Origin of the sequence: Pseudoalteromonas sp. (genome assembly GCF_041613455.1) — a bacterium.
Lineage (GTDB): Bacteria > Pseudomonadota > Gammaproteobacteria > Enterobacterales > Alteromonadaceae > Pseudoalteromonas.
The window spans coordinates 1-4,815 of sequence record NZ_JBFJHD010000223.1; the positions used below are offsets into that span (position 1 = coordinate 1).

At 44.3% G+C, this 4,815-nt stretch carries 3 protein-coding genes; 2 read left to right on the forward strand and 1 reads right to left on the reverse strand.

Going from position 1 to position 4,815, the window contains the following annotated elements; translation table 11 throughout:
- Positions 1 to 10 precede the first annotated feature (10 nt).
- Entirely contained in the window at positions 11 to 2,719 is a 2,709-nt protein-coding gene (gene secA / locus ABYB02_RS14675; RefSeq protein ID WP_372763155.1) for a preprotein translocase subunit SecA, read from the forward strand.
- Positions 2,720 to 2,833: 114 nt separating this feature from the next.
- Positions 2,834 to 3,232 carry an 8-oxo-dGTP diphosphatase MutT gene (gene mutT / locus ABYB02_RS14680; protein WP_372763153.1) on the forward strand — a complete coding sequence of 133 codons (399 nt, stop codon included), beginning with the start codon at positions 2,834 to 2,836 and terminating at the stop codon, positions 3,230 to 3,232.
- A gap of 73 nt (positions 3,233 to 3,305) precedes the next feature.
- Here the strand turns inward: mutT and ABYB02_RS14685 are convergent.
- The coding region (locus ABYB02_RS14685) for a M13 family metallopeptidase (protein WP_372763154.1) at positions 3,306 to 4,815 on the reverse strand (1,510 nt) is incomplete at its 5' end.

Below are 4,815 nucleotides of genomic sequence, written 5' to 3' on the forward strand. Positions count from 1 at the left end.
CGGTTTTATCATGATATCTAATTTATTTACCAAGATTTTTGGTAGTCGCAATGACCGCACTATTAAAAACCTAAGAAAGACGGTCGCACTGATCAATGCACTTGAAACGCAATTAGAAGCGCTTTCTGATAACGAATTAAAAGCAAAAACGGCAGAGTTTAGAGAACGTTACGATAATGGACAAAGTCTGGATGACATTTTACCAGAAGCGTTTGCTGTAGTACGTGAAGCCTCTAAGCGGGTGAATGGCATGCGTCACTTCGACGTACAACTATTAGGTGGCATGGTGTTACATCAAGGTCGCATTGCAGAAATGCGTACCGGTGAAGGTAAAACCCTCACCGCCACTTTACCAGCCTATTTAAACGGTTTAACCGGTAAAGGTGTGCACGTTATTACCGTGAACGATTACTTGGCAAAACGTGATGCCGAAACCAACCGTGCGTTATTTGAATTTTTAGGCTTAACGGTTGGCTGTAATGTGCCGGGCATGATGCCGCAACAGAAAAAACAAGCGTATCTGGCCGACATTACCTACGGTACCAATAACGAGTTTGGTTTTGACTACTTGCGTGACAACATGGCATTTAGCATTGATGAGCGTGTACAGCGGCCATTATTTTATGCCGTAGTGGATGAAGTGGATTCAATTTTAATTGATGAAGCCCGCACGCCACTGATTATTTCAGGCCCTGCAGAAGACAGCTCTGAGTTATACACTGAAATAAACACCATAGTGCCGTTACTTGAGCTACAAGAAAAAGAAGACGAAGAAGGTATTGAAGGCGATGGCGATTTCACAATCGATGAAAAGTCAAAGCAAGTTCACCTAACCGAGCGTGGCCAAATTAAAGTTGAAGAACTGCTTACTGAACGCGGCTTAATTGAAGAAGGCGACTCGCTTTACTCAGCAGCTAGCATTACATTATTAAGCCATGTGTATGCAGCCCTGCGTGCACACAAGCTATATCAAAAAGATGTTGATTACGTTGTTAAAGACAACGAAGTGATCATTATTGATGAGCACACGGGTCGTTCAATGGAAGGGCGTCGTTGGTCAGAAGGTTTACACCAAGCTGTGGAAGCAAAAGAAGGTGTAAAAATTCAAAACGAAAACCAAACGCTGGCATCAATTACCTTCCAAAACTACTTCCGTTTATACGAAACGTTAGCCGGGATGACAGGTACTGCTGATACCGAGGCATTTGAGTTTCAGTCAATTTACGGCTTAGATACCGTGGTGATGCCCACAAATAAACCGATGATCCGTGATGATCGCGCCGATTTAGTGTACCTAACTCAAGAAGAAAAATACGAAGCCATTTTAGTCGACATTAAAGATTGCCAAGAGCGCGGCCAGCCTGTGCTAGTTGGTACCATTTCGATTGAAAGCTCTGAGTATTTATCGCAGTTTTTACGCAAAGAAAAAATTAAGCACAACGTGCTGAATGCTAAATTCCACGCCCAAGAAGCAGATATAGTATCGGATGCCGGTTTACCGGGCACAGTAACCATAGCCACTAATATGGCCGGTCGTGGTACCGATATCGTGCTTGGTGGTAACTGGCACAGCGAAGTGGAAAAGCTGGATAATCCGAGCGATGAGCAAATTGCCGAGATCAAAGCCGCGTGGCAAATACGCCACGATGCCGTTATTGCTGCCGGTGGTTTACATATTATTGGTACTGAGCGCCATGAATCTCGTCGTATCGATAACCAATTACGTGGTCGTTCTGGTCGTCAGGGTGACGCGGGCTCAAGCCGTTTTTACTTATCGATGGATGATGCGTTAATGCGTATCTTCGCCGGTGAACGCATGACCAACATGATGCGTAAACTCGGTATGCAACGTGGCGAAGCGATTGAACACCCGTGGGTAAACCGCGCAATTGAAAATGCTCAGCGTAAAGTTGAAGCACGTAACTTTGATGTACGTAAGCAGCTACTTGAGTATGATGACGTAGCTAACGATCAACGTCGCGTAGTGTACTCGCAACGTAACGAGTTATTGGAAGAAGGTGATATTTCAGAAACCATTACCGCTATTCGTGGTGACGTGTTGAACAATATTATCGACCAGTATATTGCACCACAAAGCTTAGCTGAAATGTGGGATGTACCGGGTCTTGAAGAACGTTTAAAACAAGACTTCTTAATTGAGTTACCGCTTAGCCAATGGTTAGCCGATGACAATAAGCTCTACGAAGAAAAACTGCGTGAGCGCATTGAAGAAGCGGTTGAACAAGCTTACAAGCAAAAAGAACAGCAAGTTGGCGAGTCGGTCCTGCGCCAGTTCGAAAAAGCGATTATGCTACAAAGTCTGGATCAGCATTGGAAAGATCACCTTGCTGCGATGGATCACTTACGTCAAGGTATTCATTTACGCGGTTATGCGCAAAAGAATCCAAAACAAGAGTACAAGCGTGAGTCGTTTGAACTGTTTGCTGAAATGCTGGAAAACTTAAAAATAGACGTAGTGGGTATTTTAAGTAAAGTACAAGTGCGCGCCGAAGAAGATGTTGAAAAAGTAGAAGAGCAACATCGTCAAAGTGAAAATGCACCTCGCGAATATCAGCATGAAGCGGTTGAGCACGTCGGTGGCGAAACACCTCAAGCTGCCAACGTAATGGCGCGTAACGAGCCTAAAGTGGGTCGTAATGAACCATGTCCATGTGGTTCGGGTCAAAAATTTAAGCAATGTTGTGGTAAATTAAAATAACCCTCAGTGCAATATAGTTCGTAAAAAGCGACGCTTGCGTCGCTTTTTTTATGCGGTGTAAAAGCCTTTGCAGAGCAGCAACATGCTCGCTGCAATGGCGATAAGGGAGAGGTAATGACTAAGGTAATTGTAAATGTGGCTGTTGGCGTAATTAAAAAAAATAACGCGCTGTTTATTTGCAAGCGAGCAGATGATCAACATCAAGGCGGCTTATGGGAATTTCCTGGTGGTAAAATTGAAGCCGGTGAGAGTATTTTTAATGCGCTAAAGCGCGAGCTCCACGAAGAAATTGGCATCAACATTTTTAGCTCTAGTAAGTTGCTCACTATTGAACATGACTACGATGATAAATGCGTGAAGCTGCATGTGCATATAGTGAGTAATTTTAGTGGTCAAGCTCATGGCGCAGAAGGGCAACCTAATGCTTGGGTGGCTATCGACGAGCTAGATAACTACGCGTTCCCTGCGGCAAACGCTGCCATTATTAGCGCAATAAAAGAAAAGTATAAGTAACTACTGAATTAACAGCCATACACAAAAAAGCCCTGTAAGTGCATACTTACAGGGCTTTTTTAAGCGTTACTGCTTACCAAATTTTTACTCGGTCTGCCGGTTTAATATACATTTTATCGCCTTCTTTGACGTCAAATGCGTGATAAAACTCCGGCATGTTCGACAAAATACCGATCACACGGTAATGACTCGGTGCATGTGGGTCGGTCATTAAGCGATTGCGCAGCGCTTCATCACGATATTTACGACGCCAAATTTGTGACCAGCCCATAAAGAAGCGCTGATCGCCGGTATAGCCATCAATTACCGGGGCTTTATCGTCACCTAACGACAGCTGATAGGCTTTATAAGCAACGGTTAAGCCACCTAAATCACCAATGTTTTCACCTAAGGTCAGCTCACCATTAACACTGGCATCAGCAAACGGTTGATATTGATTATACTGAGCAACCAGTGCCGCACTGCGCTGTTCAAACTGTTTTAGATCGGACTCGCTCCACCAGTTACGTAAATTTCCGTCGCCGTCATATTTAGCGCCTTGGTCGTCAAAGCCATGCCCTAACTCGTGACCGATAACCGCGCCAATGGCGCCGTAGTTTACCGCATCATCTGCAGCTAAGTTAAAAAATGGCGGTTGTAATATCGCTGCAGGAAAAACAATCTCGTTATTCACTGGGTTGTAGTACGCATTCACGGTTTGTGGCGTCATATGCCATTCAGCACGATCTACCGGCTTCCCTAACTTAGCGGTCATGTCGGCATATGCCCACTCGCTGTGGCGTATGTAATTGCCCACTAAATCCTCGGCATTAATTTCTAGCGCAGAGTAATCTTTCCAATTATCTGGGTAACCAATTTTAGGAGTAAACTTGCTGAGCTTTTGTTGTGCTGCCTTTTTGGTTTCGGGGCTCATCCACTCAAGGTTTTCAATCGCAACCGCATAACCTTTAATCACGTTCTCCACTAACTGTTCCATACGCGCTTTGGCTGCTGGCGGAAAGTGCTCTTTAACGTAGACCTTACCTAAAATCTCCCCTAACACACTATTTGATGCATCAACGGCTTGCTTCCAAAGCGGAGCTTGTTGTTCTACGCCACGTAACGTGCTGCTGTAAAAATCAAACTTTAGATCGACCAACTCTTTATTAAGTAGCTGAGCATAATTACTAACAAAGTGAAACTTAAGGTAGTTTTGCCATGTGGCTAAATCGGTGTTGTTATAAATACTGGCGAGCTTTACAAAGTAGCTCGGCTGACTCACGATGAGCTCGGCACTATTAATACCTAGGGCATTAAAATACGCAGCAAGATCAAAGTCGCCCAGCAGCGCATTCGCTTCATCCATACTCATTTTATTATACGATTTAGTCGCATCACGGCTTTCTACTCGGCTCCACTGCGCATCGGCCAGTGCTGCTTCAAGGGCAAAAACATTGTTTGCTGCGGCATCAGCATTGGCAACCCCGGCATGCGCTAAAATAGCGCTCATGTAGGTTTGGTAGGTAGCGCGAATTTTGCTAAATTTTTCATCATTTTTTAAATAATAATCACGATCCGGTAAACCTAAGCCAGATTGATAAGCA